Source organism: Streptomyces alkaliterrae (genome assembly GCF_007097205.2).
Taxonomy (GTDB): Bacteria; Actinomycetota; Actinomycetes; order Streptomycetales; family Streptomycetaceae; genus Streptomyces; species Streptomyces alkaliterrae.
The window spans coordinates 1-5,107 of record NZ_VJYK02000362.1; the positions used below are offsets into that span (position 1 = coordinate 1).

The 5,107-nt window shown below is 73.3% G+C and carries 5 protein-coding genes and 1 pseudogene; 5 read left to right on the plus strand and 1 reads right to left on the minus strand.

All coding sequences use genetic code 11. From position 1 onward, the window contains the following. From FNX44_RS23695 to FNX44_RS23710, 4 genes are all read left to right on the plus strand, one after another. A partial coding sequence (locus FNX44_RS23695; protein WP_143650908.1) for a YnfA family protein occupies nucleotides 1–235 on the plus strand: 235 nt, incomplete at its 5' end. 67 nt (nucleotides 236–302) lie between these two features. After that, on the plus strand, nucleotides 303–1,067 hold the full coding sequence (locus FNX44_RS23700) for an SDR family NAD(P)-dependent oxidoreductase (RefSeq protein WP_143650910.1): 765 nt from the start codon (nucleotides 303–305) through the stop codon (nucleotides 1,065–1,067). Between the two features lie 58 nt (nucleotides 1,068–1,125). After that, entirely contained in the window at nucleotides 1,126–2,031 is a 906-nt protein-coding gene (gene sigJ / locus FNX44_RS23705; RefSeq protein WP_323369628.1) for an RNA polymerase sigma factor SigJ, read from the plus strand. A 75-nt stretch (nucleotides 2,032–2,106) separates the two neighbouring features. Then, nucleotides 2,107–3,183 carry an NAD(P)/FAD-dependent oxidoreductase gene (locus FNX44_RS23710; protein ID WP_143650912.1) on the plus strand — a complete coding sequence of 359 codons (1,077 nt, stop codon included), beginning with the start codon at nucleotides 2,107–2,109 and terminating at the stop codon, nucleotides 3,181–3,183. A 46-nt stretch (nucleotides 3,184–3,229) separates the two neighbouring features. Here FNX44_RS23710 and FNX44_RS23715 read toward each other — a convergent pair whose 3' ends face one another. After that, nucleotides 3,230–4,423 (minus strand): RtcB family protein, encoded by a 1,194-nt coding sequence (locus tag FNX44_RS23715; protein ID WP_143650914.1) that lies wholly within the window; start codon nucleotides 4,421–4,423, stop codon nucleotides 3,230–3,232. A 183-nt stretch (nucleotides 4,424–4,606) separates the two neighbouring features. Here FNX44_RS23715 and FNX44_RS23720 point away from each other — a divergent pair. Then, nucleotides 4,607–5,107: pseudogene (locus tag FNX44_RS23720) on the plus strand (DUF3558 domain-containing protein); the annotation flags it as partial.

Here is a 5,107-nt window from a genome sequence, read left to right on the forward strand (position 1 = left end):
GGTGTGGATGGGGGCCGGGGTGTTGGCGCTCGGGGCCTACGGGTTCGTGGCGACGTTCCAGCCGGATCCGCACTTCGGGCGCATCCTCGCCGCGTACGGCGGGGTGTTCGTGGCGGGTTCGCTGGCGTGGGGGATGGTCGTGGACGGGTTCCGGCCGGACCGGTGGGACGTGATCGGGGCGTCGGTGTGTCTGATCGGGGTCGCCGTGATCATGTACGCGCCGCGTGCTCGGTGAGCGGCGGCGGTAGGGTCGGCGGGGAGGCGCCGTCCGGGGGGACGGGAGCGCGAGGAGGAGCACTGAGATGAGCGTGCGGACCGCCGTTGTCACCGGCGCCAGTAGCGGGATCGGCGCGGCCACCGCCCGCCGGTTGGCGGAGGGCGGGACGCGGGTGGTGCTGACTGCCCGCCGCGCCGAGCGGATCGAGGCGCTGGCGAAGGAGCTGACGGCCGCCGGGCACCGGGCCGTGGCCCGGCCGTTGGACGTCACCGACCGCGCCGCCGTGGACGCGTTCGCCGCCGAGCTGCGCGGCGAGGGCGAGGTGCACGTGCTGGTCAACAACGCCGGTGGCGCGCTCGGCACGGAGAGCGTGGCCGAGGGCGATCCGGCGGACTGGCGGGCCATGTACGAGGTGAACGTGCTCGGCGTGCTGAACGTGACGCAGGCGCTGCTTCCCGCGCTGACCGCGAGCGGCGACGGCACGGTGGTGGTCGTCTCCTCCACCGCCGGGCTCGACGTGTACGAGGGCGGCGGCGGGTACTGCGCCGCCAAGTACGGCACGCACGCGCTGACCGAGACGCTGCGGTTGGAGCTGTGCGGGCAGCCGGTGCGGGTGGTGGAGATCGCCCCCGGCATGGTCCAGACGGACGAGTTCGCGCTGACCCGGTTCCGGGGCGACGCGGACAAGGCGGCGGCGGTGTACCAGGGCGTGGCCGAGCCGCTGACCGCCGAGGACGTGGCGGAGACGATCGGCTGGGCCGTCGAGCGTCCGTCGCACGTGAACATCGACCTGCTGGTGGTGAGGCCGCGCGCCCAGGCGGCCAACCGCAAGGTGCACCGGGAGTCGTAGCGGCCCGCCGAAGGCGGGCGGCAGGGGCCGCCGGGCGGTCCGGCGGTACCTTGTTGCCGTGTCCGATGCCTCCGCTGATGCCCACGGTTCCGTCGACGGTGTCGGCGTGTTCGACACCCACCGGCCGTATCTGGCGTCCGTCGCCTACCGTTTGCTGGGCTCGGTGGCCGATACCGACGACGTGCTGCAGGACGCCTGGTTGCGCTGGCGGACCGTCGACCACGGCGCGGTCGAGGACCCGCGCGCGTATCTGACCCGGACGGTGACGCGGCTCTGCTACGACCTGCTGCGGTCTGCGCGGGTGCGGCGCGAGGCCTATGTGGGTGAGTGGCTGCCGGAGCCGGCGGTGGTCGAGGAGGTGTCGCCGGCCGAGCGGGCGGTGGTCGGCGAGGAGGTGTCGCTGGCGATGCTGGCGGTACTGGAGAAGCTGACGCCGGCCGAGCGGACGGCGTTTGTACTGCACGACGTGTTCGCCGTCGACTTCGCGGAGATCGCCACGGCGTTGGACCGCTCCCCGGAGGCCGTGCGGCAGCTCGCCTCGCGCGCGCGGCGGCGGGTGGGCGAGCAGAGCGGCCGGTCCCGGCCGGTGGACCCGGCGGAGCACCGGCGGGCGGTGGCGGCGTTCACGGCGGCCGCCGTGGGCGGGGACGTCGGCGCGCTGGTCTCGGTGCTGGCGCCGGACGTGGTGTGGCACTCCGACGGCGGCGGCGTGGTGTCGGCGGCCGTCCGCCCGATCTTCGGCGCGGACAAGGTGGCCCGCACGGTGCTGGGCCTGGGCGCCAAGTTCGTGGCGACCGGCGAGACCACCCTCGCTCCGGCCCTGGTCAACGGCGAGCCGGGGTTGATCACCAGGGACGTCGAGGGGCGGCTCAGCGGTGTGGTGGGCTTTGCCGTCGCCGACGGCCGGATCACCGAGCTGTACGTCGTGCTGAACCCGGAGAAGCTGCGCCACCTGGAGGCGTGACGCGGGTCACTGTCACACCTCCGCCCGCCGCCCCGTCCCCTGGTCACACGTTCCGACGAGCAGCGGGAGGACCAGATGACCGGGCAGCAGCACATCGTGGTGGTGGGGGCGGGCTACGCGGGGCTGTCGGTGGCGACGAGAGCGGCGCGGCACAACCGGGTGACGGTCGTGGCGCCGGAGGCGCGCTTCCTGAACCGGGTCCGTCAGCACGAGACGGCCGCCGGCCACCGGGAGCACCGCCCGGCGATCTCCGCCGTGCTGCGCGGCCGGAACGCCGTGCACGTGCGGGACCGCGTCGTCGAGCTCGACCTGGCCGGGCGCAAGGTCTTCACCGCCGGGGGCGAGGCGATCGGCTACGACAGGCTGGTCTACGCCCTGGGCAGCCGGACCGCGTTCCTGGGCGTGCCGGGCGCGGCCGAGCACGGCTTCCCCGTCGAGCGCGCCGCAGAGCTGCGCGACCGGATGGCCGCCGCCGACCGGCCGGGGACGGTCGCTGTCGTCGGTGGCGGAGCGACGGGCGTCGAGCTGGCCGCCGAGCTGGCGGAGGCGGCGCCGGAGTGGCGGGTGCGGCTGGTGACCGACGGGCTGGTCGGCGGCTGGCTGTCGTCCCGTGGCCGGGCGCACGTGTTGTCCGCCCTCGCCCGGCTGGGCGTGGTGGTGCACGAGGAGCACCGGGTCACGGAGGTGCCCGCCGGGGGCGGTGTGCGGACGACGTGCGGCCCTCTGGAGGCGGACCTGGTGGCCTGGGCGGCGGCCATGGAACCGCACCGGCTGGCCGCCGAGGCGGGGTTGGCGGTGGCTCCCGACGGTCGTGCGGAGGTGGACCGGCAGTTGCGTTCGGTCTCGCACCCGGAGGTGTACGTGGTGGGTGACGCGGCGTCCGTCCACGTGCCGGGTGTGGGGCGGCCGCAGATGAGCTGCGCGGCTGCGGGCCCCATGGGCCGACACGTCGGGCGGGCGCTCGCCGGGCGGCGGCCCGGTAAGCCGTTCGCGTTCCGGTACATCCTGCAGTGCCTGAGCCTTGGGCGGCAGGACGGTCTGGTGCAGCTCCTGCGGACGGACGGCAGCATGCGGCAGACGGTGTTCACCGGCACGACGGCGCGGCTGGTGAAGGCCGCGCTCGTGACAGGTGTGGTCCGCGCCCTGCGCTGAGCTCGTCCCCGACCGGAGTGGGGCGCGTTTGGCGCCCCACCCGGTGTCAGCCCTTCACGCACACCACCTGCTTCAGCTTCGCGACGACCTGTACCAGGTCCTTCTGCTGGTCGATGACCTGCTCGATCGGCTTGTAGGCGCCGGGTATCTCGTCGACGACCCCGGAGTCCTTGCGGCACTCCACACCCTTCGTCTGCTCGGCGAGGTCCTGCACGGAGAACCGGCGCTTGGCGGCGTTGCGGCTCATGCGGCGGCCGGCGCCGTGCGAGGCCGAGTTGAACGACGCCTCGTTGCCGAGGCCCTTGACGATGTAGGAGCCCGTGCCCATCGAGCCGGGGATGATGCCGTAGTCGCCGCTGCCTGCGCGGATCGCGCCCTTGCGGGTGACCAGCAGGTCCATCCCGTCGTACCGCTCCTCGGCGACGTAGTTGTGATGGCAGGAGATCATCGGGTGGAACGTCGGCTTGGCCTTGCGGAACTGCTTGCGGACGACGTCCTTCAGCAGGCCCATCATCACGGCCCGGTTGCGCTTGGCGTACTCCTGCGCCCAGAAGAGGTCGTTCCGGTAGGCCGCCATCTCGGGGGTCTCGGCGACGAACACCGCGAGGTCGCGGTCGACGAGGCCCTGGTTGTGGGGGAGCTTCTGGGCGATGCCTATGTGGTGCTCGGCCAGCTCCTTGCCGATGTTGCGGGAGCCGGAGTGCAGCATGAGCCACACCGCGCCGTCGGTGTCCAGGCAGACCTCCACGAAGTGGTTGCCGCCGCCGAGGGTGCCCATCTGCTTGGTGGCGCGCTCGTGCCGGAAGCGGACGGCCTCCGCGATGCCGCCGAACCGGGACCAGAAGTCGTCCCAGCCGGCGGTGGGGAAGCCGTGCAGGTCACCGGGGTCGACGGCCTCGTCGTGCGCGGCGCGGCCGACGGGTATCGCGGCCTCGATGCCGGAGCGCAGCGCCGACAGGTCGCCCGGGAGGTCGTTGGCCGTGAGCGACGTGCGCACGGCGGTCATGCCGCAGCCGATGTCCACGCCGACGGCGGCCGGGCAGACGGCGTCCTTCATGGCGATGACGGAGCCGACGGTCGCGCCCTTGCCGTAGTGCACGTCCGGCATCACCGCCAGGCCCTTGATCCAGGGCAGGGTGGACACGTTCCGCAGCTGGCGCATGGCGCCGTCCTCCACGGTGGCCGGGTCGGCCCACATCCGGATCGGTACCCGCGCCCCGGGCAGTTCGGTGTACGACATGACAGTCAGATCCCCCTGAGAAACCTTGTGATTCGGCACACCAACCAGCGAAGCGCAATAACCGGACATATGCCCACATAGACCCTGTCGGGCCGGACGGTCGCGCGGTGTGTGCGATAGACATTGTGTTCCGCCGCCCCCGGGGTGCGGCAACAATATTTCGGACGAGGTTCAGGAGGCAGCGTGCGGGGAACAGCACTCGCGGGCGGCGTGGCGGCACTCGCACTCGCCGTCGGTGCGACCGCGTGCACCTCGGGCTCCGGGCCCGACGGCGACGCCACCGACGGCAAGACCGGTTCAACCGGAACCGCCGCCGGTCCCGCACGGCCCGGCACCCACACCACGCTGCCCGAGCCCTGCGGTGCGGTGGGCGAGAGCCTGCTCCGTGAGCTGCTGCTCCAGACGGCCGACGACACCGAGGGGGCCGCGCAGGAGACCGCCCGGGCGGAGCTGCCCGAGGGCCGGGCTTCCGTCACGTACGACATCGACCGCCGCGCCGGCTGCCAGTGGAAGTCCAGCACCGCCCTCGGCAGCCGCCACCTGACCGTCGACCTCGAACGCGTCGTCTCCTACGACGGCACCGTCAGCGACGACGACCGGGCCGCCGACCTGTTCGACTCCCGCGCCGCGCGCGACGGCATCCCCGACGAGCTGCCGCCCACCACCCCGGACGCCCCCGAGGGC

Bases quoted from the DNA above. Each gene is read 5' to 3' on its own strand.
- FNX44_RS23700 (WP_143650910.1), top strand. From the start codon at position 303: ATGAGCGTGCGGACCGCCGTTGTCACCGGCGCCAGTAGCGGGATCGGC.
- FNX44_RS23710 (WP_143650912.1), top strand. From the start codon at position 2,107: ATGACCGGGCAGCAGCACATCGTGGTGGTGGGGGCGGGCTACGCGGGG.
- FNX44_RS23715 (WP_143650914.1), bottom strand. From the start codon at position 4,423: ATGTCGTACACCGAACTGCCCGGGGCGCGGGTACCGATCCGGATGTGG.